Genomic DNA, 23,024 nt, shown 5'->3' with positions numbered 1-23,024 from the left:
GGTACGCAGCCTTCCCCATCGATGCCGATGAGTCGACGTCGTCGGCGAGCTCAGTGCTCGTCGGGCCGCGACCACCGGAGATGGCGTGGACGGTGAAACGGACCCCGTCACCCAGCAAGAGCGCTTCGCAGTCGCAGATCACCGAGCGGCGAGGGCGCGCAGACCACACAACACCGGTCCGCACGGACCGGGACACACGACAGACCCTCGCGTGGCCGCGGAGATTGACGCGCCCGGGGGTTCGAGGAGACACGAGTGACCGACAACGGGTCGCCGGCTGACGCGAACGCAGCGTCGGATCCGGCACAAGATTTTCCCAGCAAGCTCCGTGTGCACGCGCTCGCCCGCGTCCTGGGGCTGACCAGCAGGCAGGTGCTCGCCCACCTCGCCGAACTCGGCTGGCACTCACGCAGCCCGCAGTCGAGCGTCGAACGCGACGTCGCGCAGGCGGTGGCTGCCCGGGTGCGCGACCACGTCGAGGTCGATGAATCGGCCGTCGCGGTGGAAGAGGCTCCTGCGCGGGCAGATTCCGACGCACCAGCGCAGCCAGATTCCGATGCACCAGCGCACACATCTTCCCCGGCGTCACCCGCGGGGGACGCCTCAACAGAGGTGTCGCCGGCAGATGGTGGGGAAACATCCACCCCGCAGACCGCCGACGCGCCGTCGCTGTTCTCGGCGATCGAGGTGCCCGAACCGGTGCCACCGCAGGCGTTCGAAGATGCCGCGGCGAGCCCGTTGTTCCTGCAACCGACCGCTGCCGAGGTGGCTGCGGCCACCAAGCCCGCCGCGAAGCCGGACCAGCAGAAGCCGGACCAGCAGAAACCCGATCAGCAGAAGCCCAATCAGCAGAAGGCAGAGTCCCAGGACAGGGCGCCACAGGAGAAGCCGTCGCAACAGAAGGCGACGGTCGAGGGCGACGAGGCGGAATCCGCGGCGGAGAACACCGACACCGACGATGACTCGTCGGGCAATGGCCGCAACCGCAAACGTCGCCGGGGACGCCGGGGTCGCGGGCGCGGGCGCGGGGACCAGAACGAGCGCACCGACTCCGGCGACGACCAGGAGAGTGACGCGGGCGAGCAGAGCGGCGCCGACTCGTCGGACAATGAGCGCGACGAGAGCAGCGATTCGCCTGCGCGACCGTCGGGCAAGCGACGCAAGAAGCCGTCGAAGGCGGGCGCCGACGCGGACTCCGCCGACACCGACGATGAGCAGAGCGATTCGTCGGACACCAATGAAGACGGCTCGGCAGACGGTAATGAGGCCGATGGGGAGGGCTCGTCGTCGAAGCGTCGTCGCCGCAGGCGTCGCCGCAAGGGCGGTGCCGAGGCCGAAGAGGGCTCGCCCGACGATCCGCCGAACACCGTGGTGCACGAGCGCGAACCCCGGAGCAAGCGCGCCAGGGACGAGGTTCAGGGCATTTCCGGTTCCACACGTCTCGAGGCCAAGCGTCAGCGCCGCCGCGACGGCCGTGACGCCGGACGTCGCCGCCCGCCGATCCTGAGCGAGTCGGAGTTCCTGGCCCGTCGCGAGGCCGTCGACCGCGTGATGGTGGTGCGCGAACGCAGCGCCAACAACCTTCTCGCCCAGCCGTCCGGCGACGGTCATGCCCACGCCACCCCGATCGAGGACTACACCCAGGTGGCTGTGCTCGAGGACGGGATTCTCGTCGAGCATTTCGTCACCACCGAGACGTCGTCGTCGATGGTCGGCAACATCTACCTCGGCCGCGTGCAGAACGTTCTCCCGGGCATGGAGGCCGCCTTCGTCGACATCGGCCGCGGCCGCAACGGGGTGCTCTACGCCGGCGAGGTCAACTGGGACGCGGCCGGACTCGACGGCGGCTCCCGCAAGATCGAGCAGGCACTCAAGCCGGGCGACAACGTGCTCGTCCAGGTGAGCAAGGACCCGGTGGGTCACAAGGGTGCCCGGCTGACCACTCAGATCTCGCTGGCCGGGCGGTATCTGGTCTACGTGCCGGGTGGTTCGTCGACCGGCATCAGCCGCAAGCTTCCCGACGTCGAACGCAAACGGCTCAAGCAGGTGCTGGCGAAGCTGGTGCCCGAGGATGCCGGGGTGATCATCCGTACCGCATCCGAGGGCGTGAGCGCCGAGGATCTCGGTGCCGACATCGAGCGCCTGGAAAACCAATGGAAGTCCATCGACGACGCTTTCCAGAAGGCGAAGAAGGGCTCCGGCTCTGTGTCGCCGCGCGCGCTCTACGAAGAACCCGACCTGCTGGTGCGGGTGGTCCGCGACATGTTCAACGAGGACTTCAAGAAACTCGTCGTCGAGGGTGACAAGGCGTGGAACCTGGTCGAGGGCTACGTCAGTTCCGTGGCGCCCGACCTGATGGACCGCGTGCAGCGATTCGAGCGTCCGCACGCCGACGCCCCGGACTCGTTCGTGGTGCACCGCATCGACGAACAACTCGCCAAGGCGCTCGATCGCAAGGTGTGGCTGCCCTCGGGCGGCACGCTGATCATCGAGCACACCGAGGCCATGACGGTGGTGGACGTCAACACCGGCAAGTTCACCGGATCGGGCGGCAACCTCGAAGAGACCGTCACCCGCAACAATCTCGAGGCGGCCGAAGAGATCGTCCGGCAGATGCGGCTGCGTGATATCGGCGGAATGATCATCGTCGACTTCATCGACATGGTGCTCGAGTCGAACCGCGACCTGGTGTTGCGTCGCCTGACCGAGGCGCTCGCCCGGGACCGCACCCGCCATCAGGTGTCGGAGGTCACCTCCCTCGGGCTGGTGCAGATGACGCGCAAGCGGTTGGGCACCGGCCTGCTGGAGGCGTTCTCGACCACCTGCACCACCTGCGGTGGCCGCGGGATCATCGTTCATTCGAGTCCCGTGGAGATCCGGACCGAGGACACCGACCGTGCCGATGGTTCGGGGTCCAAGCGGTCGCGGCGCGGCAAGAAGAAGAACGATCAGCCCGAGCCCAAACCCGCCCCCACGCACAACCCGTCCGAACACCCGATGTTCCGGGCGATGGCCGCCCACTCCCACGACACCGACTCGAGCGTGCCCGAAACGGAGTCGAGCGTGCCCGACACCGCATCGAGCGTGCCCGACACCGGGTCGAGCGTGCCCGACACCGGGTCGAGCGTGCCCGACACCGGGTCGAGCGTGCCCGAAACCGGGTCGAGCGTGCCCGACACCGGCGCGGTGAAACGCCGTCGGCGGGCGGTGCGACGTGCCGCGTCTCCGACCACGACGTCCCCCGAAGTGGTTTCGGTGACCAGTCCGGCGCCCGCCCAGCCGCTCACCACGTTCGGCCCGGTCTCGACCGAGACGGCGCCGGTGGCGGTGCGGCGGCGTCCACGACGACGCACCGCAGGGCGGCCCGCGGGTCCTCCGGTGGAGGACTGACCAGCCAGGACATGGTGGGAGCGAGTTTGACCCGACGGCGACCGGTCCCGTAATCTTGTTTGGTCGCCTTCCGCGGCGGGTTCGAGCTGTGCCGGTAACGATGCACGGTTCTCGAGACCAGCGGACAGGCCCTCTGGTGTGAACCGTGAGCATCCCGGGCTGAACAGCTCGATGCCGTGCGGCCCACACCGGGACGCACACACCCACAACGCTCGTGCGCGACAACCGCGCCACGAGCCCGAGATGATGAGTAAGAGGACAGCTTCGATGGCAACGTACGCGATCGTCAAGACCGGCGGTAAGCAGTACAAGGTCGCTGAGGGCGACATTGTGAAGGTCGAGAAGATCGACAGCGAGCCCGGCAGCACCGTGAGCCTGCCCGTGGCCCTGGTCGTCGACGGGTCGACGCTCACCACCGACGCGGACAAGCTGGCCCAGATCGCTGTCACCGGCGAAGTGGTCGAGCACGTCAAGGGCCCCAAGATCCGCATCCACAAGTTCAAGAACAAGACCGGCTACCACAAGCGCCAGGGTCATCGTCAGAAGCTGACGGTCCTCAAGGTCACCGGTATCAAGTAGTTTCCGACTTTTTCAGGAGGACTGACACATGGCACACAAGAAGGGCGCGTCCAGCTCGCGCAACGGTCGTGATTCCAACGCCCAGCGGCTCGGTGTGAAGCGCTTCGGCGGACAGCAGGTCAGCGCCGGCGAGATCCTCGTTCGTCAGCGCGGCACCAAGTTCCATCCCGGCGTCAACGTCGGCCGCGGCGGCGACGATACCCTGTTCGCCCTCGAGGCGGGCGCGGTGGAGTTCGGCACCAAGCGTGGTCGCAAGACCGTCAACATCGTTCCGGAGACCGCTCAGGCCTGACCGAGCGGACCTTCGAGAGCATGAGCTCTCATCACAGGGCGGGCAGGGGCATACGCACCCGGCCCGCCCTGTTGCTATTGGTCGGGCAATTCTGAGCAAATGTGGTCGCCGCAGGCGGCCGGGAAGTAGGACGTCATGTCGCGGTTCGTCGACCGGGTGACCATTCACGTCGCCGCGGGCAACGGGGGCCACGGCTGTTCGTCGGTGCACCGGGAGAAGTTCAAGCCGCTCGGCGGGCCCGACGGCGGCAACGGAGGCAACGGCGGATCGGTGCGCCTCGTCGTCGACCCGCAGGTGCACACCTTGCTCGACTTCCACTTCCGCCCGCACGCCAAAGGCGGCAACGGTAAACCCGGAATGGGCGACAACCGCGACGGTGCCAACGGAGAAGACCTGGTGCTCGCCGTACCCGACGGCACCGTGGTACTCGACGCGGACGGCACCATCCTCGCCGATCTGGTGGGGGAGGGAACGACGTTCGACGCCGCGCAGGGCGGTCGCGGCGGACTGGGCAACGCCGCGCTGGCATCGCGGGCGCGCAAGGCGCCGGGCTTCGCGCTGCTCGGCGAGGAGGGGCAGCACCGCGACCTGGTGCTCGAACTGAAATCGGTTGCCGACGTGGGACTCGTGGGATTCCCGTCGGCGGGCAAGTCGTCGCTGGTGTCGGTGCTCTCGGCGGCCAAACCCAAGATCGCCGACTACCCGTTCACCACGCTCGCCCCCAACCTGGGTGTGGTGCAGACACCCGGTGGGGTCTTCACCATCGCCGACGTGCCCGGCCTGATCCCCGGCGCGTCCACCGGCCGCGGACTCGGTCTGGAGTTCCTGCGCCATCTCGAACGCTGTGCCGTGCTCGCGCACGTGGTCGACTGCGCCACACTCGAACCCGGCCGCGACCCCGTCTCCGACATCGACGCGCTCGAGGCGGAACTCGCCGCCTACCAGCCCGCCCTCGACGCCGATCACGGACTCGGCGATCTCGCCGAACGGCCACGTGTGATCATCCTCAACAAGATCGACGTGCCCGATGCGGCCGAACTCGCCGATCTGGTGGAACCCGAACTCGCCGCACGCGGCTGGCCGGTGTTCCGCATTTCTGCGGTCACCCACCAGGGACTCAAAGAGCTGACCAACGCGCTGTTCGCGATGGTGTCGGAATACCGTGCGGCACATCCGAAACCCGCTGCCCGACGTGCCGTCATCAGGCCCAAGGCGGTCGACGACTCCGGCTTCACGGTGGTCCCAGATCCGGCCACCCCCGGCGGGTTCATCGTCCGCGGTACCCGACCCGAGCGCTGGATCGCGCAGACGCAGTTCGAGAACGACGAGGCCGTCGGCTATCTGGCGGACCGGCTCAATCGACTCGGCGTGGAGGACGAACTGGTCCGTCTGGGCGCGCAGCCCGGCGCGCCGGTCACCATCGGCGAGATGACCTTCGACTGGGAGCCGACCACTCCGATGGGCGACGACGTCCCGATCACCGGACGCGGCACCGACATTCGCCTCGACCGCTCCGAGCGGGTGGGCGCGGCAGAGCGCAAGGAGGCCCGTCGGGTGCGACGCGGCCTGCACGAGGACCCCGAAAGCGACGAGCGGTGAGCGACGTCCGCGAATCGATCGCCGGTGCCCGCAGCATCGTCGTCAAGATCGGTTCGTCGGCCCTCACCGACCTCGATCACGGCCTCGACCGCGACCGTCTCGACCGGCTGGCCGATGCGCTCGAAGCGCGGATGCGGGCCGGAACCGACGTGATCGTGGTGTCCTCCGGCGCGATCGGCGCAGGCATCGCACCGCTGGGGCTCAAAAGGCGCCCGACCGATCTGGCCACCAAGCAGGCGGCGGCGAGCGTCGGGCAGCTCGCGCTCGCGCACGCCTGGGGCACCTCGTTCCACCGCTACGGACGCACGGTGGGCCAGGTGCTGCTCACCGCCGACGACATCTCCAATCGCGCACACCACGCCAACGCGCAGCGGACCCTGGACCGGTTGCGCACCCTGCACGCGGTTGCCGTGGTCAACGAGAACGACACGGTGGCCACCAACGAGATCCGCTTCGGCGACAACGATCGCCTCGCCGCGCTGGTGGCGCACCTGGCGGGAGCCGACGCACTGGTGTTGTTGTCGGATGTCGCGGGCCTCTACGACGGCGATCCCCGCACGGTCGGTCCCGACGGCCGGCGCGCGCGGCTGATCCCTGAGGTCACCGGACCCGACGACCTCGACGGTGTGATCGCCGGATCCGGTGGCGTACTGGGCACCGGCGGTATGGCGTCCAAGCTTGCCGCGGCACGGCTTTCGGCCGATGCGGGCGTGCCGGTGCTACTCGCCGCGGCGTCCGACGCCGACAAGGCGCTCGCCGACGCCTCGGTGGGCACGGTGTTCGCCGCCAGGGCAGAACGATTGTCGGCCAGGCGGTTCTGGGTTCGGCACGCCGCCGACGCGCGTGGGCAGATCATGCTGGACGAGGGTGCGGTGACCGCGGTGTCGCGCAGGCGCCGCTCTCTGCTCGGCGCAGGGGTGGTGGGTGTGCGCGGACCGTTCTACGACGGCGATGTGGTCGAATTGGTCGACACCGGCGGCGTGGTCCGCGCCCGGGGCGTCAGCAGCTACGATTCCTCCGACGTGGCCCGGATGGTCGGTCGATCCACGTCGGAACTGCCACCGGAACTACATCGGCCGGTGATTCACGCCGACGACCTGGTGGCGCTGTAGTCCTCGGTCACCTGCGTGAGCCGAGAACTCCATGCGGGCAACACCGTTGCGCAATAGTGGTCGATCTTGAGTTCGGCGATGTCGTCGGCGCGGGTGGCGCCGCGATTGATGACGACCAGCGGTTTACCCGTGCGGTGCGCGTGTCGGGCGAAACGAAGACCGGACATCACCGTGAGCGACGACCCGATCACGAGAACTGCGTCGGCCTCGTCGACGGCGGAAAATGCCTGCTGAACAACGTCTTTCGACGCGTTCTCGCCGAAGTACACGATGTCGGGTTTGAGGACACCGCCACACACTGCGCAGTCGGCGACGACGAATTCGCTGGTGTCGGTGAGGGTCACGTCGGCGTCGGGGGCCACTTCGATGGCACCGCGACCGGCCACTCGGTCGGCGAATCCGGGATTGAGCACCTCGAGCACCTCGGCGAGACGCCGGCGGGACATCACCGCGCCGCAGTCGAGGCACCGCACCCGCCCGTAGCATCCGTGCAGTTCGATCACTCCGCGGGTGCCGGCCTTTGTGTGCAGCATGTCGACGTTCTGGGTGATCACGGTGCTCAGGCGACCATTGTGCTGCAGGTCGGTGAGCGCAAGGTGCGACGCATTGGGGCGGGCGGCATCCATGTGCCGCCACCCCAGATGATTACGTGCCCAGTAGTGACGCCGGAACTGCGGCGACGACAAGAACATCTCCAAGGTCATCGGCGTGCGGACCGGGGCGCCGGGACTGCGGTAGTCGGGGATGCCCGAGTCGGTGGAGATGCCCGCGCCGGTCAATGCGACGATCCGGCGTCCGTCGAGCACACGCCGCAGTCGCTCGATCCGGTCGTCGAGATCCGGGTCGAGCGGGGTCGGTTCGGCCGGTGTCCAGCCGATCTGTAACCGCGTGCGCACCCTTTCCAGGGTAGGGCAGAATGCCGTGCCGCCGTGGCGCGCTCAGGCTTCCGCGTGCCTGCCGTTGGGCTGTTCGGGCACGGTGACCAGCGGATACACGCCGTTCTCGTCGTGTACCTCGGTCCCCACGACGGGCGGATTGAACACACACAGCATGCGCATCTGTGTCTCGGCGGTCACCGTGTGCCGCTCGTGACCGTTGAGCAGGTACATGGTGCCCGGACCGAGGGGATAGGTCTCGCCGCTCTCCCGGTCCAGAAGTGTCCCCTCGCCTTCGACGAGCCACACCGCCTCGACGTGGTTGGCGTAGTGGAACTCGTTGACGCTGCCGGCGTTGATGGTGGTCTCGTGGAACGAGAATCCCACGCGGTCGCCCCCGAGCACGATGCGCTTGGACACCCAATTCCCCTTGGGGTCGGCGACTTCTCGCTCCGTGCCGGTGATCTCGTCGGTGGTGCGAACGATCATGCGATCACCGCCTCCACGGAATCGACCAGAATGCCGAGTCCGCGATCGAGTTCTTCGGTTGAGATGGTCAGTGGCGGAAGGAGTTTGACGACTTCGTCGGATGGTCCGGACGTCTCGGCGAGCAGTCCCGAGCCGAAGGCATGCGCGCAGACCTTGGCCGCCGACGTCGCCTCGTCGAACACCAGTCCCCGAACCATGCCCCGGCCGCGGGTCGACAGACCCTGGTGCCGCGCGGCGAGGGTGGAGAACACCTCGTCGATCTGACGGCCCTTGCGGTGGACGTCGCGGGTCAGCGCGTCGTCCGACCAGAACTGGTCGATGGCCGCGGTCGCGGTGACGAAAGCCGGGTTGTTGCCGCGGAACGTTCCGTTGTGTTCGCCCGGCGCCCAGACGTCGAGGTCACGGCGGATCAGGACCAGGGCCATCGGCAGGCCGTACCCACTGATCGACTTGGACAGCGTGACGATGTCGGGCGTGATGCCGGCCTCCTCGAACGAGAAGAACTCGCCCGTCCGGCCGCAGCCCATCTGCACGTCGTCGACGATGAGCAGGATGTCGCGGCGGCGGCACAGATCGGCCAGACCCCGCAACCATTGCGCGCGCGCGACGTTCACGCCACCCTCGCCCTGCACGGTCTCGACGATCACCGCCGCCGGCGTGTTGAGGCCGCTGCCGGAGTCGTCGAGCACCCGCTCGAACCAGCTGAAGTCCTCGACCGTGCCGTCGAGATAGTGGTCGAACGGCATCGGAGTCGAATGCACCAGCGGCACACCGGCTCCGGCGCGTTTCATCGAGTTGCCGGTCACCGACAACGATCCCAGCGTCATGCCGTGAAAGGCGTTGGTGAAGCTGACGATCGACTCACGTCCGGTCACCTTGCGGGCGAGCTTCAGTGCCGATTCGACGGCATTGGTCCCGGTCGGGCCGGGGAACTGCACCTTGTAGTCGAGATTTCGCGGAGCCAGGATCTTGTCCCGGAACGTCTCGAGGAACCGGCCCTTGGCCACGGTCGCCATGTCCAGGCCGTGAGTGATGCCGTCGCCGGAAATGTATTCCAGGAGCGCCTCTTTGAGGATGGGGTTGTTGTGCCCGTAGTTGAGTGCTCCGGCACCGGCGAAGAAGTCGAGGTACTCGCGTCCCTCGATGTCGGTGATCCAGGAGCCGCGTGCGCGGCCGAACACCGTCGGCCAGTTGCGGCAGTAGCTGCGAACCTCGGATTCGTTGTCGGTGAACGTCGAGTCGTCGATCGTTGTGGTGATTGACTTCATGGAGAATCCTCCGATGTGGAAGTTTGGTGCTGAAGGAACTCGGTGCCGCGCAGACGTTGAGCGGCGGCCGGCGTGGTGACCGACCCGTCAGCGTGCGACGGTCACCGGTTCGAGCAGATACAGGTCTTCGCGCTCGTGCGAGTCGGGGAAGTCGCTCGCGCCGAACAGTTCGCGCCGCGTGAGTCGGAGTCCCCGGTCACGTGCGACGGACGCGAAAAGACGTTGTGAGCCAACGTTGTCAGGACTGATCGTGGTGTGCAGTGCCGTCATCCCGCTGCTCTCGACGTGGTCGAGGAGCTGGTGCAGCATCGTTGCGGCGATGCCGTGTCCGCGGTGGGAATCGTCGACGGCCACCTGCCAGACCATGAGTGTCGACGGTTCGGAGGGCCGGCGATAGCCGGTGACGAAACCGATTGGGCGGCCATCGACTTCGGCCACGATGGAGGTGGCCGCGAAGTCGTGACACCACAGCACATAGGAGTAGCTCGAGTTGACGTCGAGAACCGCTGAGTCCGCGGCGATCTCCCAGAGTCGGGTGGCATCGCTGCGTGCGGGCATGCGGCAACTGACGGTGAGGGCGGGCGAGGACATGCTGGCGAGAGACGGGCTCATAACGTTTGCGACGTTAACAACGCGTTTCGGCGGAGTCACCCGGCTGGGCAAATCGGACATCAATATGCGGCGCTTTGCCCAGTTCAGTCCACTATTGTGACACGCATCACGTCAGCCTGCGGCCGGGCGTCGATGCGGGTCACGTTCGGCGGCGGTGCCGGGGCCCGACGATCACACCGCCGAGCACAATGGTCCGAATGACGAGGATCATCGCCGGAGAGCACGGGGGACGTCGGCTGCGTGTGCCCGATGCGGGAACGCGCCCCACGTCGGATCGGGTTCGCGAATCGCTGTTCAACGTGCTGACCGCACGGACCGATCTCACCGGCGACCGTGTCCTCGACCTCTACGCGGGATCGGGGGCACTCGGCCTCGAAGCGCTCTCCCGCGGTGCGGCGTCGGCCACCTTCGTCGACAACCGGCGGCAGGCGACACGCGTGGTCACCGGCAACCTGCGCGATCTCGGCCTCGTCGGCCGCGGACGCGTGGTCACCGGCGCGGTGTCGGCATTCCTGGCCACCGCACCGTCGTCGGACGAACGCATCGACCTCGTCTTCTCCGATCCGCCGTATGCACTCGGCGCGCCCGAGGTCGACGACGACCTGCGTCGCCTCGCGGCGGGCTGGCTGGCACCGGACGCGCTGGTGGTGGTGGAGCGCGGTGTGCGCGGCGACGCGGTCACCTGGCCCGACGTGTACGAGCAGGTGCTGTCGCGAACCTATGGGGACACCCGCGTGGACGTGGGTAGGTTTACGCCATGACAACGGCCGCGATTCCCGGTTCCTTCGATCCGTTCACGCGGGGACACCGATACGTCGTCGAACGCGCCGCAGGCTGCTTCGACGACGTGGTGATCACCGTGGTGGTCAATCCCAACAAGCGCGGCCTGTTCGGCGTGGACGAACGTATCGCGCTGATCGAGCAGGACTGCGCCGACCTGCCGAACGTGCGGGTGGACCGGTGGACCGGGCTGCTGGTGGACTACCTGACCCACGAGAACATCCATGTGCTGGTCAAGGGACTGCGCTCGGCGATCGACTTCGACTACGAAACGCCGATGGCGCAGATGAACAGGGAACTCGCCGACGTCGAAACCGTCTTTCTGCTGACCGATCCACGCTTCGCACACGTGTCGAGTTCGCTGGTGAAAGAGGTGGCCAAACTCGGTGGCGACGCGTCTCCGTATCTGTCGCCGCACATCCATGAACGGCTGCTGGCCAACCTGGGCGGCGAACGCAACGCCTGACACAAGAGTCACGCGCGACACGCCCAACTCATCATCCTCCTCAATCACAGCGACCTCATTCGGCACAATGGTCACATCAGTTTCAGATGGGACAAGAGTCCCGCACACGAGCAGATGGCAGGCGCCGGATTGGGGTAGCTGTGTACCGGGTATTTGAGGCTCTCGATGAACTCGTGGCGATTGTGGAGGAGGCTCGCAGCGTCCCGATGACCGCGGGCTGTGTGGTGCCGCGGGGTGACGTGCTCGAGCTGCTCGACGACATCAAGGACTCGATCCCCGGTGAACTCGACGACGCCCAAGACGTGCTCGACCAGCGGGAGACGCTGATCGGTGACGCGCGGGACCACGCCGACACCGTCATCACCAAGGCCGATTCGGAATCCGAGGCCGTGCTCGCACACGCTCGTGCCGAGGCCGACCGCATCCTGGCCGACGCCAAGGCCCAGGCCGACCGGATGGTCGATGAGGCGTCGTCGCACGGAAAGTCTCTGGTGGACGACGCCACCGGTGAGGCCCACCGCCTGTCGACGAGTGCGGCGCGTGAATTCGAGGCCGTCACCGGTCGCGCGCGTGCCGAGGCCCAGCGCACCGTCGACGCCGCCAACAGCACCTACGACAAGTCGGTGGCCGACGGCATCGCCGAGCAGCAGCGACTCGTCTCCGAGACCGAGGTGGTCGCGGCCGCGAAGTCGGAGGCCGAACGGATCATCGACGCCGCCCACGCCGAGGCCGACCGCCTGCGCGGCGATTGCGACGTCTACGTCGACGAGAAGCTCGCCGACTTCGAGGAGATCCTGACCGGCACCCTCCGTTCGGTGAACCGTGGGCGTCATCAGCTTCGCACCGGCGCGGGAATGCACGACTACGTCGAGTATCCGCGCAGCGTCGACGAGGAAGCCGCAGGCCGCCGCACCCACGGCGACCAGGCACGGGGCGCCGGATACACCCGCGACCAGGGTTCGCCGCTGGCCGTGTGATCGGCCGCTCGACGGGCGTGTCGCGACACCGGACGAATCGGCAACCCGGGCGTATCGTGCAGATGTGGCCGAGAATGCAGTGAATCCTGGTGCGCCGGCATCGCAGCGCGATCCCTTCGTCCTCGACATCCGATCGCTGGGGCGCCGGCCCGGAACGATGTCGGAGGTGCATCGCACCGTCGTCACTCCCGAGCGCATCGGTGTCGAGATGATCGGCATTCCCGCAGGTTCGGAGGTCGATCTCGACATGCGGCTCGAGGCGGTGTCCGAGGGCGTCCTGGTCACCGGGACCGTCTCCGGTGACACCGACGGACAATGCGCACGGTGCCTCGAACCGATCGACGGCACCGTGACGGTGTTCCTCACCGAACTGTTCGCCTATCCCGACAGCGAGACCGAACAGACCTCCGACGCCGAGGACATCCACCGCATCTCCGACGACCGCATCGATCTCGGACAGTCGGTGATCGACGCGGTGGCGCTCGAGCTGCCCATGTCGCCACTGTGCAGCGACGATTGCCCCGGCCTGTGCACGGTGTGTGGCGTGCGACTGGCCGTCGCCGAACCCGGGCACGGACACGAGCTGATCGATCCCCGGTGGGCGGCGCTGACCGAGAGGTTTGGCACGTCCGCCGACGGCGCGTCACAGTCTCCCGGTTCCGACACCGACCGGGTGGCCGGAGAGGCAGAGTCGCGGGGCCCGGAGTGACCGACGCCGCCGATCTGCTCGACGCCGTGGGCGCCACGATTCCCGACGATCTGCTCACGCTGGCCCTGACCCACCGTTCCTATGCGTACGAGAACGGCGGACTGCCCACCAACGAGCGTCTGGAGTTCCTCGGTGACTCCGTGCTCGGCGTGGTGATCACCGAACGCCTCTACCTGCGCTATCCCGACCGCGCCGAAGGCGAACTCGCCAAGATCCGGGCGAGCGTGGTCAACATGCACGCGCTTGCCGACGTGGCCCGGGGGTTGGGGCCCGGCGGCCTCGGCCGTCACCTCTTTCTGGGGCGGGGCGAGGAGATGACGGGCGGACGTGACAAGGACTCGATACTCGCCGACGGCCTGGAATCGCTGTTCGGTGCGATCTATTTGGCGCACGGTCTGGAGGTGTCCCAGCGGATCATCCTCGCGCTGTTCGATCCGGTGCTCGACAGGGCCGGCGACCTCGGTGCGGGCCTCGACTGGAAGACCTCGCTGCAGGAGCTGGCCGCCGAGCGTGGCTACGGGCCGCCGCAGTATCAGATCTCGTCCACCGGACCCGACCACAACAAGGAGTTCACGGCGCATGCCGTGGTGGCCGGCGAACAAGTGGGCGACGGTGTGGGCCGCACCAAGAAAGAGGCCGAGCAGAAAGCCGCTGCGCTGGCCTGGCAGACACTCACCGAGCGTGCCTCGGCTCCCGGTGCCTGAACCAGCAGATGCCTGAACTGCCGGAGGTCGAGACTGTCCGTGCCGGCCTCGAACAGCACGTCACCGGCCGTCGCATCACCGGCGTCGAGGTGTTGCATCCGCGCGCGGTGCGACGTCAGGTCGGGGGCGCACCCGACCTGGTCGGCAGGGTGACGGGCATGACCATCGGTGCCGCCCGGCGCCGCGGGAAGTACCTGTGGCTCGACCTGGTGACCCCCGACGGCCGCGACCACGAGGCTCTGGTGGTCCACCTCGGGATGAGCGGGCAGATGCTCATCGCGAAGGTGGGCGCGCCCGATCACACCCATCTGCGGATACGGGCGACGCTCGACGACGGCAACGAGTTGCGGTTCGTCGATCAGCGCACCTTCGGCGGGTGGCATGTGGACGACTACGCGCCGGCCGACGACATGCTTCCCGGCGAGTCGGACGCAATGCCCGCCTCCATCGCCCACATCGCACCCGACCCGTTCGATCCCGCCTTCGATCGCGATGCCGTGGTCGGCCGTATCCGGGCCAAGCACACCGAGATCAAACGTGCCCTCCTCGACCAGTCGCTGATCTCCGGTGTGGGCAACATCTACGCCGACGAGGCGCTGTGGCGTGCGCGCCTGCACGGCGCCCGCCTCACCGACGGAATCTCCCGGGCCAAACTCGCCGAACTGATCGACGACGCCACCGCGGTCATGACCGATGCGCTCGCCGCGGGCGGAACCTCGTTCGACTCGCTCTACGTCAACGTCAACGGGAGGTCGGGCTACTTCGAACGGTCCCTGAACGCCTACGGCCGCGCCGGGGCCCCCTGCCGTCGATGCGGATACCCGATGCGGCGCGAGGAGTTCATGAACCGGAGCTCCTACTATTGTCCGCGATGCCAGCGGCGGCCCGCCGGACACTGAGCGGGGCGACCTGCCGGACACTGAGCGGGGCGACCTGCCGGACACTGAGCGGGGCGACCTGCCGGAACAATCCGGCCCTGTCCGCGTTGGTTGCAGAAGCAGGTGGCCCGCACGCCCACCGCCTTGTCGAGACCGAGACGAAGGAGTCGTCGCCACGATGACCACCGACCCGACCGCAACAGCCACCGCCCCCGCCGTCGAGGCCGCGCACACCGACCTGTGGGTGCAGCGCACCGGGACCCGGCGTTACACCGGCAAGAGTTCGCGGGGGGCCGAGGTACTCATCGGTTCGCAGGATGTCGAAGGCGTCTTCACGCCCGGGGAACTGCTCAAGATCGCGCTCGCCGCGTGCACCGGAATGTCGTCGGACCGGCCCCTGGCCCGTCGCCTCGGCGACGACTACGACGCCACCATCAGGGTGTCCGGTGACGCCGACCGCGACAACGAGGTGTATCCGCATCTCGACGAGGTGCTCGAGGTGGATCTGTCCGAACTCGATCCCGCCGCCGCCCAGCGGCTGCTGGTGGTGGTGGAACGCGCGGTCGATCAGGTGTGCACCGTCGGCCGCACGCTCAAGGCGGGGACCAGCGTGGATCTGCGGATCGAGTCCGAGTGACATGAGCGGTCAACAGGCCCCGACCCGGCTCACCGCCTACGTGCACGGACACGTGCAGGGGGTGGGCTTCCGGTGGTGGACGCGATCGCGTGCCCTCGAACTCGGGTTGGTGGGATCGGCCACCAACCTGTCCGACGGCCGGGTCCTGGTGGTGGCCGAGGGGTCCCGGGACGCCGTCGAAGCCCTGCTGAGTTGGTTGCGGTCCGCCGACACCCCTGGTCGGGTCGATCTCGTCGTGGAGCGATTCGACCCGGCGCGTGGTGATCTGCACGGATTCGCCGAACGCTGAGACTCACCCCCCGCCGGAGGCGGATTGATCAGCCGCAGCGGGCAGCGGATCCGCTCCGGTGAGTAGTCTGTACGGTCGTGCACCTCAAGAGCCTGACCCTGAAGGGCTTCAAGTCCTTCGCGTCGGCGACAACGCTGCGGTTCGAGCCCGGGATCACCTGTGTGGTGGGCCCCAACGGCTCGGGCAAGTCCAACGTCGTCGATGCGCTGACCTGGGTCATGGGTGAGCAGGGGGCCAAGGCGCTGCGTGGCGGCAAGATGGAAGACGTCATCTTCGCCGGAACCTCCGGCCGGCCGCCACTGGGACGTGCCGAGGTCACCCTCACGATCGACAATGCCGACGGGGCATTGCCGATCGAGTACTCCGAGGTGTCGATCACCCGGCGCATGTTCCGCGACGGCGCCGGGGAATACGAGATCAACGGCAACTCGTGCCGGCTGATGGATGTACAGGAACTGCTGTCGGATTCGGGCATCGGTCGCGAGATGCATGTCATCGTCGGTCAGGGCAGGCTCGCCGCCATCCTGGAGTCGCGCCCGGAGGACCGTCGTGCCTTCATCGAAGAGGCCGCAGGCGTGCTCAAACACCGTAAGCGCAAGGAAAAGGCGGTCCGCAAGCTCGAGTCGATGCAGGCGAACCTCGACCGGCTCGGTGACCTCACCGCCGAGCTGCGTCGTCAGCTCAAACCGCTGGGCCGGCAGGCCGAGGTGGCCCGCCGCGCGCAAACCGTGCAGGCGGACCTGCGCGACGCCCGGTTGCGCCTGGCAGCCGACGATCTGGTGACGCGTCGGACGGAGATGGCCGAGCACACCGCCGTCGAGGACGAGATCCGCACCCGCCAGGACGAGGTGACCGCCGAACTCGACGCGGTCAACGCCGAGCTGGCCGCCCACTCCGACCACCTCGCACAGGTGACCCCAGCCGCCGCGGAGGCAGGGCAGGCATGGTTCCGGCTCTCGGCCCTCGCCGAGCGCGTGGACGCCACCGGTCGGGTGGCCGCCGAACGCAGCCGCTACCTCGACGAGCCGACCGTGACCTCCAGCGGCCCCGACCCGGAGGACCTCGAGCGGCAGGCCGAGGAGGCTGCGCTGACCGAGGCCGAACTCGCCGAGGCGACGACCTACGCCGCCGAACACCTCGAGGGGGCCAAACTCGAACTCGAGGAATGCGAACAGGTGGCCGCCGAGGCGGAACGAGCGCACCTGGCCGCGGTCCGGGCAGTGGCCGACCGCCGCGAGGGACTCGCCCGGCTCGAAGGTCAGGTGGAGAGCCTGCAGACCAAGGCCGACGGGATCGAGGCCGAGGCCGCTCGGCTGACCGCGGCGATCGCGGCGGCCGCTGAGCGATCGGAAAAAGCTCAGGCGCAACAGGATTCGGTGACAACGTCGCTGGGTGAACTCGAGGCGTCCGAACAGGGTCTCGACGAGCACCACGAACGCTGCGTGACGGCGCTGAACCTCTCGAACGAGCGGGTGGCCACCCTGCAGACAACCGAACGAGAGGCCGAACAGCAGATCGCGTCACTGACCGCACGCATCGAGGCGCTGTCGGTGGGACTCGAACGCAACGACGGCGGCGCCTGGCTGATCGAGCACGCGCCGGACGGTCTGCTCGGACCGATGTCGGAACTGCTCACCGTCGAGCCGGGTTTCGAGACCGCGATCGCGGGTGCGCTCGGTCCGGCCGTCGATGCCATCGCCACCGTCGACGGACTCGCCGCGGTGCGGGCACTCGAAGCGCTCAAGAGCGGCGACGGCGGTCGCGCCTCGCTGATCCTCGGCGGGTTGCCGGACACGCCGGCCACTCCAGAGGTCACGTTGCCCGACGGCGCCCGATGGGCTGCGACGGTGGTGTCGTGCGCCTCGTCGGTCCGCGGGGCCGTCGATCTCGTGCTGGCCGACACCGTGATCGTCGATGACGCCGCCACGGGTTTGCGTCTGGCCGGCGAACACCGGGTGCGCACGGTCACCCGCGACGGGGACCGGATCGGTCCCGCCTCGGTGGAGGGTGGTTCGTCGCGACGTCCCTCGATGCTGGAGGTGCAGTCGGCCATCGACGCGGCGACCGCCGACCTCGCTGCGGCGCGCCGGAACAGCGAACAGACCGCGGCGGCCCTCGAGGGAGCCCTGGTGGAGCAGCGCGAACGCCGCGAAGCCGCCGAGGAGGCGCTCGCCGCGCTGCACGAGTCCGACGCCACCGTGGGCACGGCCTATGAACACCTTGCCCGGTTGGGCCAGGAGATCCGCGCCGCCGAGGCCGAGGGCGAACGCCTGACGCGACAGCGCGACAAGGCCGAAGAAGGCCGGGCCGACATGCTCGACACCCTCGCGCAGCTACGTGAGCGGCTTCGTCTGGACCGCGACGAGACAGCGACCGCTGCGGGCACCGGCACCGACGCCGACGACGCCGGGCATGCGAACGAGCGGACGGCCGCCGCTGCGGCGGTGGCCGCGGCCCGCACCGGCGAGATGGAGGCGCGGCTGGCGCTTCGTACCGCAGAAGAGCGACTGACGTCGGTGCGCGGTCGCGCCGACTCGCTGCGCCGGGCGGCACAACGCGAGCGGGATGCGCGAGAGCGCGCCCGCCGCCAGGACGAGGCGCGTCGTGCCGCCGCCGCGGTGGCGGCCGATGTCGCGGCGGCTGCGGCGGAAGTCTCCGAGCGTCTCGTGCGGGCCGTGGCCACCGCGCAGGCCGGGCGCGACGAGCTCGAACGGATCAAGGGTGAGCGTTCCCGGACGGTGGAGGGACTCACCGAACGGGCCACGCACCTCACCCAAGAACTCAACGTGCTGCGTGACGCGGTGCATCGCGACGAAGTGGCCCGCGCGCAATCGGCGCTGCGCATCCAGCAACTGGAGGAACAGGTCCTCGAGAACTTCGCGATGTCGCCGGACGACCTCATCGCCGAGTACGGCCCGGAGGTCCCGATGCCGCCGTCGGCCCTCGAGGTGGCCGAGTACGAACAGGCGAAGGCCCGCGGAGACCTCGTGGTGGCGCCCGCACCGATGCCCTACGACCGTGCCACCCAGGAGGCGCGGGCCCGCAAGGCGCAGAAGGACCTCAACACCCTGGGCAAGGTGAACCCGCTGGCGCTCGAGGAGTTCGCCGCCCTTGAGGAGCGCTACAACTTCCTGTCGGCGCAACTCGAGGACATCAAGGCGGCACGCAAGGATCTCCTCGCGGTGGTCGAGGAGGTCGACGCCCGCATCCTGCAGGTGTTCACCGAGGCCTACGCCGACGTGGAGCGCGAATTCGAGCAGGTGTTCGCCACCCTGTTCCCCGGCGGCGAGGGTCGACTGGTGCTCACCGAACCCGGCGACATGCTCACCACCGGTGTGGAGGTGGAGGCGCGGCCGCCCGGCAAGAAGGTCAAACGGCTGTCACTGCTCTCCGGTGGGGAGAAGTCACTGACCGCGGTCGCCATGCTGGTGGCGATCTTCCGCGCCCGCCCGTCCCCGTTCTACGTCATGGACGAGGTGGAGGCCGCGCTCGACGACACCAACCTGCGCCGACTCATCAGTCTCTTCGCGCAGCTGCGCGAGCGGTCACAGTTGATCGTTATCACGCATCAGAAGCCGACGATGGAAGTGGCCGACGCCCTCTACGGCGTCAGCATGCGTGGCGACGGGATCACCACGGTCATCTCGCAACGGTTGCGCGGGCAGGACATCCCCGTCGCGGTGTCGGAAACCGACGGGTCGGAGGGTTCGACGCCCCAGACGAGGACGGCGCCGACGAGGACTGCCCCGACGAGGACTGCGCCGACGAGGACTGCCCCGACGAGGACTGTGCCGACGAGCGAGGAATCTTCCAGAACCAACGAGGACAGGGACTGAATCAGTGAACACCGGAATCATCATCGCGATCGTCGTCGCGGTCGTCGTCATCCTCGCGCTGATCGTGGTGGGCCTCGTGGTGTCACGGCGGCGGCGCGTCTCGTTGCACGATGACGCCGGCAGCGCCGCCACCGACACCCAAGTGGTCGACGGCAGCAAACCCCAGGTCGACCGGTCGGGGGGATATCGGGCCGGATCGGGCTTCACCTTCAGTCAGGGCGGAACCGGCACGGTCGAGCCACCCGCACCGGTGCGACCGCCCGGTGAGCGGACCGATGTCGACGGTCAGCCCGCCGTGGGCGATGACGCGTCGGTGCCGCGGGATTCACCCACGCGTGGGATCACCGACATCTCACTGCCGGACTACGCCGCACCGGAGACGGCCGAACCCGAGACCGCAGAACCGGAGACCGATGCACCGGAGACCGCTGCACCGGAGACCTCTGCACCGGAGACCGCCGCACCGGAGACCCCCGCACCGGAGGTCGCGGAACCCGAGACCGCCGCACCGGCGGTCGCGGAACCCGAGACCGCTAAACCCGAGACCGCCGTACCGGAGACCGCAGAGCAGGGCACGGATGCCGCGGCCGTCGATGTCCCGTCGGATGCGTCCGGAGCGGTGGCGGCTCCGCCGCGCGAAGAGATCGCGCCCACCGCCGGCCGTCTGGGGCGGCTGCGTGGGCGTCTGTCGCGGTCGCAAGGGGCCATCGGCAAGAGCGTGCTCGGTTTGCTCGGTGCGGGTGATCTCGACGAGGAGAGCTGGGAGGAGATCGAAGACACCCTCGTGATGGCCGACCTCGGCTCGGCGTCCACCACAGCGGTGGTCGAGCGTCTGCGCACCGAACTCGCCACGAATCCGGTGCGCACCGCCGCCGACGCCCGCGCCCTGTTGCGGCGGGTGCTGGTCGAGCAACTGCACCCCGAGCTCGACCGATCGGTGCGCGCGCTGCCCCACGCGCAGTCCCCGGCGGTGGTGCTCGTCGTCGGCGTCAACGGCACCGGAAAGACCACCACCACCGGCAAACTGGCGCGCGTGCTGGTCGCAGATGGACGACGTGTGCTGCTCGGTGCCGCCGACACATTTCGTGCCGCTGCCGCCGACCAGCTCCAGGCGTGGGGTGAACGGGTGGGCGCCGACATCGTGCGAGGCAAGGAACAGGCCGATCCGGCATCGGTGGCCTTCGACGCGGTCGCGAGGGGAGTCGAGGACGGCGTGGACGTCGTGCTCATCGACACCGCCGGCCGTCTGCACACCAAGACCGGACTGATGGACGAACTCGGCAAGGTCAAGCGGGTCGTCGAGAAGAAGGCACCCGTCGACGAGGTGCTGTTGGTTCTCGACGCCACCGTCGGTCAGAACGGTCTCACCCAGGCACGCGTCTTCGCCGACGTGGTCGACATCACCGGCGTGGTGCTGACCAAGCTCGACGGAACGGCCAAGGGCGGCATCGTGTTCCATGTCCAGGACGAGCTCGGTGTGCCGGTCAAGCTTGTCGGGCTCGGTGAGGGTGCCGACGACCTCGCGCCCTTCGAGCCGGAGGCGTTCGTCGACGCGCTGCTGTAAGTGGCACCGCACAGAGTGCGGAGTAGATATTCGGCAGCGCGCATAGGTGCGCCCGGGGTCCGGCAAAACCTTTCCTCGCCACCTGCGGTGTTACCGCCACGAAATATAAACCGGGCGTTGGTTCACATGCCTGAAACCTGTAATCGGCATCGTTGAAACAAACACAAAGCACCCTTCTCTCCAGGTCAAGCGCCGTGCGTCGTCACGGTGGGATTAGGAGGGATAGTTGTGGCGGATTTCCCCACGATGGGTGTGCCCGATACCGGTGACACCGCCTGGATGCTGGCCAGCTCCGCGCTGGTCTTGTGTATGACCCTGCCAGGTTTGGCGTTCTTCTACGGCGGCATGGTCCGCTCCAAGAACGTCCTCAACACCATCATGATGAGCGCCGTCTCCATGGGCGTCGTGACGGTGCTCTGGTCGATTTACGGATACTCGCTGGCCTTCGGCAACGACAAGGGCGGTGTGGTCGGCGACCCGAGTGAGTTCTTCGGACTCAAGGGATTGATCTCGGGTAACGGCTCTGCCGCCGTGGCCGCGGACGCGGCGACGGGAACCGAGGCAGCCGACGCGGTGAACATCCCGCTGGTCGGCACTCTTCCCGCTCTGGTCTTCGTGGCCTTCCAATTGATGTTCGCGATCATCACCGTCGCCCTGGTCTCGGGCGCGGTGGCCGACCGCATGAAGTTCAGCGCGTGGTTCGCTTTCACCATCATCTGGTCGACCATCGTCTACTTCCCGGTGGCACACTGGGTGTTCTCCTTCGACGGTGTCACCGCGGAGAAGGGCGGCTGGATCGCCAACAGTCTCAAGGCCATCGACTTCGCCGGTGGTACTGCCGTGCACATCAACTCCGGTGTGGCGGGCCTGATACTCGTGCTGTTCCTCGGCAAGCGCAAGGGCTGGCCGGGCACCCCGATGCGGCCGCACAACCTGCCGTTCACCATGCTCGGCGCGGGACTGTTGTGGTTCGGCTGGTACGGCTTCAACGCCGGTTCGGCCACGTCGGCAAACGGAATCGCGGCCTCGACCTTCATGACCACGACCATCGCGACCGGCACGGCCATGCTGGGCTGGCTGCTCACCGAACGAATCCGTGACGGACACGCCACGAGCCTCGGTGCGGCGTCGGGTATCGTCGCCGGGCTCGTCGCGATCACCCCGTCCTGTTCCTCGGTGAACGTCCTGGGCGCACTGATCATCGGCGCGCTGGCCGGCATCGTCTGCGCGCTGGCGGTCGGCCTCAAGTACAAGCTGGGTTACGACGACGCACTCGACGTCGTCGGCGTCCACATGGTCGGCGGTCTGCTGGGAACCCTGCTGATCGGTTTCCTGGCCACCGATTCCGCACCGGCAGCCGTGTCCGGTCTGTTCTACGGCGGCGGTTGGGACCAGTTGTGGCGCCAGGCCGTGGGCGCGTTCGCGGTCCTCGGTTACTCGGCCGTCGCGACTGCCATAATTGCGCTTGTGCTGAAGTTCACCATCGGCCTGCGCGCAGAGCCGCAGGATGAGGCTGCCGGCCTCGACGAGTCGCAGCACGCAGAGTCCGCATACGATTTCGCACCGATCGGTACCGGAAGCGCTCTCAGCCAGTCCGGTGTCGCCCTCGGCAAGGAGGCATGATCCAAGTGAAGCTCATCACCGCAATCGTCAAGCCGTTCACGCTCGAGGATGTCAAGGCAGGTCTCGAGCAGGCCGGAATCCTCGGCATGACCGTCAGTGAGGTCCAGGGCTACGGCCGCCAGAAGGGTCACACCGAGGTGTATCGCGGCGCCGAATACTCGGTCGACTTCGTGCCGAAGGTGCGGGTCGAGGTCGTGGTCGACGACGCCTCGGTCGACAAGGTGGTCGACGTCATCGTGGAAGCCGCGCGTACCGGCAAGATCGGTGACGGAAAGGTGTGGGTCTCGCCCGTCGATACGGTCGTGCGCGTCCGAACCGGCGAGCGCGGCGGCGACGCGCTCTGAC

Annotated in this window: 21 protein-coding genes and 1 pseudogene; 17 read left to right on the top strand and 5 right to left on the bottom strand. The window is 68.0% G+C overall.

Annotated features, from left to right (window positions below; genetic code table 11):
* Window positions 1–255 precede the first annotated feature (255 nt).
* From ACWDTD_RS12950 to proB, 5 genes are all read left to right on the top strand, one after another.
* Window positions 256–3,390 (top strand): Rne/Rng family ribonuclease, encoded by a 3,135-nt coding sequence (locus tag ACWDTD_RS12950; RefSeq protein WP_449747503.1) that lies wholly within the window; start codon window positions 256–258, stop codon window positions 3,388–3,390.
* Window positions 3,391–3,657: 267 nt separating this feature from the next.
* Window positions 3,658–3,969, top strand: a complete 312-nt coding sequence (gene rplU, locus ACWDTD_RS12945; RefSeq protein WP_449747502.1) for a 50S ribosomal protein L21 — start codon at window positions 3,658–3,660, stop codon at window positions 3,967–3,969.
* A 28-nt stretch (window positions 3,970–3,997) separates the two neighbouring features.
* Window positions 3,998–4,261 carry a 50S ribosomal protein L27 gene (gene rpmA, locus ACWDTD_RS12940; protein WP_449747501.1) on the top strand — a complete coding sequence of 88 codons (264 nt, stop codon included), beginning with the start codon at window positions 3,998–4,000 and terminating at the stop codon, window positions 4,259–4,261.
* A gap of 135 nt (window positions 4,262–4,396) precedes the next feature.
* Window positions 4,397–5,860 (top strand): GTPase ObgE, encoded by a 1,464-nt coding sequence (gene obgE / locus ACWDTD_RS12935; RefSeq protein ID WP_449747500.1) that lies wholly within the window; start codon window positions 4,397–4,399, stop codon window positions 5,858–5,860.
* On the top strand, window positions 5,857–6,972 hold the full coding sequence (gene proB / locus ACWDTD_RS12930; RefSeq protein ID WP_449747499.1) for a glutamate 5-kinase: 1,116 nt from the start codon (window positions 5,857–5,859) through the stop codon (window positions 6,970–6,972). The genes obgE and proB overlap by 4 nt, the downstream gene beginning before the upstream one ends.
* Here proB and ACWDTD_RS12925 read toward each other — a convergent pair.
* From ACWDTD_RS12925 to ectA, 4 genes are all read right to left on the bottom strand, one after another.
* Complete coding sequence (locus tag ACWDTD_RS12925; protein ID WP_449747498.1) at window positions 6,945–7,868, bottom strand: NAD-dependent protein deacetylase; 924 nt, start codon at window positions 7,866–7,868, stop codon at window positions 6,945–6,947. The two genes, proB and ACWDTD_RS12925, sit on opposite strands and share 28 nt — an antisense overlap.
* A 42-nt stretch (window positions 7,869–7,910) precedes the next feature.
* Window positions 7,911–8,336 (bottom strand): ectoine synthase, encoded by a 426-nt coding sequence (locus ACWDTD_RS12920; protein ID WP_449747497.1) that lies wholly within the window; start codon window positions 8,334–8,336, stop codon window positions 7,911–7,913.
* A complete protein-coding gene (gene ectB, locus ACWDTD_RS12915) occupies window positions 8,333–9,604 on the bottom strand; it encodes a diaminobutyrate--2-oxoglutarate transaminase (RefSeq protein ID WP_449747496.1) in 1,272 nt (423 codons plus the stop codon). The genes ACWDTD_RS12920 and ectB overlap by 4 nt, the downstream gene beginning before the upstream one ends.
* 87 nt (window positions 9,605–9,691) lie before the next feature.
* Entirely contained in the window at window positions 9,692–10,216 is a 525-nt protein-coding gene (gene ectA, locus ACWDTD_RS12910; protein ID WP_449747495.1) for a diaminobutyrate acetyltransferase, read from the bottom strand.
* Between the two features lie 197 nt (window positions 10,217–10,413).
* On the opposite strand from ectA, the gene rsmD reads away from it, so the two are divergent.
* From rsmD to smc, 9 genes and pseudogenes are all read left to right on the top strand, one after another.
* A complete protein-coding gene (rsmD, locus tag ACWDTD_RS12905; protein WP_449747494.1) occupies window positions 10,414–10,977 on the top strand; it encodes a 16S rRNA (guanine(966)-N(2))-methyltransferase RsmD in 564 nt (187 codons plus the stop codon).
* Window positions 10,974–11,462 carry a pantetheine-phosphate adenylyltransferase gene (gene coaD, locus ACWDTD_RS12900; protein ID WP_449747493.1) on the top strand — a complete coding sequence of 163 codons (489 nt, stop codon included), beginning with the start codon at window positions 10,974–10,976 and terminating at the stop codon, window positions 11,460–11,462. Before rsmD ends, coaD begins: the two co-directional genes overlap by 4 nt.
* 140 nt (window positions 11,463–11,602) lie before the next feature.
* Complete coding sequence (locus tag ACWDTD_RS12895; protein ID WP_449747492.1) at window positions 11,603–12,439, top strand: DivIVA domain-containing protein; 837 nt, start codon at window positions 11,603–11,605, stop codon at window positions 12,437–12,439.
* A 64-nt stretch (window positions 12,440–12,503) separates the two neighbouring features.
* Complete coding sequence (locus ACWDTD_RS12890; protein WP_449747491.1) at window positions 12,504–13,148, top strand: YceD family protein; 645 nt, start codon at window positions 12,504–12,506, stop codon at window positions 13,146–13,148.
* Window positions 13,145–13,852 (top strand): ribonuclease III, encoded by a 708-nt coding sequence (rnc, locus tag ACWDTD_RS12885; RefSeq protein ID WP_449747490.1) that lies wholly within the window; start codon window positions 13,145–13,147, stop codon window positions 13,850–13,852. Before ACWDTD_RS12890 ends, rnc begins: the two co-directional genes overlap by 4 nt.
* Before the next feature lie 8 nt (window positions 13,853–13,860).
* A complete protein-coding gene (mutM, locus tag ACWDTD_RS12880) occupies window positions 13,861–14,751 on the top strand; it encodes a bifunctional DNA-formamidopyrimidine glycosylase/DNA-(apurinic or apyrimidinic site) lyase (protein ID WP_449747489.1) in 891 nt (296 codons plus the stop codon).
* Window positions 14,752–14,908: 157 nt separating this feature from the next.
* Window positions 14,909–15,367, top strand: coding sequence for an OsmC family protein (locus tag ACWDTD_RS12875; protein ID WP_449747488.1), 459 nt, complete (start codon window positions 14,909–14,911; stop codon window positions 15,365–15,367).
* A 1-nt stretch (window position 15,368) separates the two neighbouring features.
* Window positions 15,369–15,656 carry an acylphosphatase gene (locus tag ACWDTD_RS12870; protein ID WP_449747487.1) on the top strand — a complete coding sequence of 96 codons (288 nt, stop codon included), beginning with the start codon at window positions 15,369–15,371 and terminating at the stop codon, window positions 15,654–15,656.
* A gap of 77 nt (window positions 15,657–15,733) precedes the next feature.
* A pseudogene (smc, locus tag ACWDTD_RS12865) lies at window positions 15,734–19,345 on the top strand (chromosome segregation protein SMC); the annotation flags it as partial.
* On the opposite strand, the gene ACWDTD_RS12860 reads toward smc, so the two are convergent.
* Complete coding sequence (locus tag ACWDTD_RS12860; protein ID WP_449747570.1) at window positions 19,258–19,476, bottom strand: pentapeptide repeat-containing protein; 219 nt, start codon at window positions 19,474–19,476, stop codon at window positions 19,258–19,260. The pseudogene smc and the gene ACWDTD_RS12860 overlap by 88 nt on opposite strands.
* A gap of 20 nt (window positions 19,477–19,496) precedes the next feature.
* On the opposite strand from ACWDTD_RS12860, the gene ftsY reads away from it, so the two are divergent.
* The 3 genes from ftsY (at window position 19,497) to ACWDTD_RS12845 (ending at window position 23,023) form a co-directional block, all read left to right on the top strand.
* Entirely contained in the window at window positions 19,497–21,056 is a 1,560-nt protein-coding gene (gene ftsY, locus ACWDTD_RS12855; RefSeq protein ID WP_449747486.1) for a signal recognition particle-docking protein FtsY, read from the top strand.
* A gap of 246 nt (window positions 21,057–21,302) precedes the next feature.
* A complete protein-coding gene (locus tag ACWDTD_RS12850) occupies window positions 21,303–22,679 on the top strand; it encodes an ammonium transporter (protein ID WP_449747569.1) in 1,377 nt (458 codons plus the stop codon).
* Window positions 22,680–22,684: 5 nt separating this feature from the next.
* The gene (locus ACWDTD_RS12845) at window positions 22,685–23,023 is read left to right on the top strand and encodes a P-II family nitrogen regulator (RefSeq protein ID WP_449747568.1); all 339 of its coding nucleotides are present in this window, start codon (window positions 22,685–22,687) and stop codon (window positions 23,021–23,023) included.
* Window position 23,024: the final 1 nt, after the last annotated feature.

The sequence above is a fragment of the Gordonia sp. NPDC003425 genome (assembly GCF_053588635.1).
Note: the sequence above shows the minus strand (reverse complement) of the source record. Positions and strands in the feature narration are given on the sequence as shown.